Genomic DNA, 777 nt, shown 5'->3' with positions numbered 1-777 from the left:
TCGACAACCTGTTCGACAAGCGTTACTGGCGCGATGCTGGCGAATACATGGGCGATGACTACCTGTTCCAGGGTGCGCCGTTGACGGCGCGCTTGAGTGCCACGGTCAATTTCTGACGGTACGCGGGATCGCCAGGCATAGCGCCGCCAAGGCGCACACCAACAGGGTCCAGCCCAACTGCTGGACCCAGGCTGCCAGGGTCAACCCCACCCCGATCACCAGGTAATACAGCAAACCGAACAAGGCACCGGCGGTGCCAAGGCGGTCGCGATAAGCCGTGAGTGCCGCCCCCAAGACATTGGGAATCGCCATGCCGAAGGCCATGACCACCAACAGCATCGGCAACACGAACAGCCAACGGTCCTGTAACAGCACCACCAGCACGCTGCCCACTAACATCACGCCACCGGCTGCCAGCACCAGCTGTTCGCTGCCGGCCCCGCGCTTGAGCAACCCCTTGTTGAGCCAGGCCCCAAGCCCCGAGCCCAACGCCAGCAGGACGCCGCTGTAGCCGAACTGCTCGGCAGACAACCCCAGGCGCTGGAACACAAACGGCCCCAGGCTGTAATAGCTGAACAGCGCGATATTGAAGACCGCGACCAGCCCCACCGAACGCCACAGCGCCGCATCCTTGAGCATCAGGCCCAGGGTGCCGCGCAACGACGCTGTGGGCAGCGAGGCCGGGCGGGTTTCCGGCAAGGCCCACAGGCACCAGGCCAATAACGTCAGCGCCAGCAGCAACAAGCCTGTGAGCACCCCGCGATAGCCAAAGTGCTG

The 777-nt window shown here is 64.1% G+C and carries 1 protein-coding gene; it reads right to left on the bottom strand.

All coding sequences use genetic code 11. From position 1 onward, the window contains the following. Positions 1 to 105: 105 nt before the first annotated feature. Positions 106 to 777, bottom strand: a 672-nt coding sequence (locus HX846_RS35695; protein ID WP_372242056.1) for an MFS transporter, incomplete at its 5' end; no start/stop codon positions are given.

This window comes from Pseudomonas sp. K5002, assembly GCF_013386655.1.
Lineage (GTDB): Bacteria > Pseudomonadota > Gammaproteobacteria > Pseudomonadales > Pseudomonadaceae > Aquipseudomonas.
Note: the sequence above shows the minus strand (reverse complement) of the source record. Positions and strands in the feature narration are given on the sequence as shown.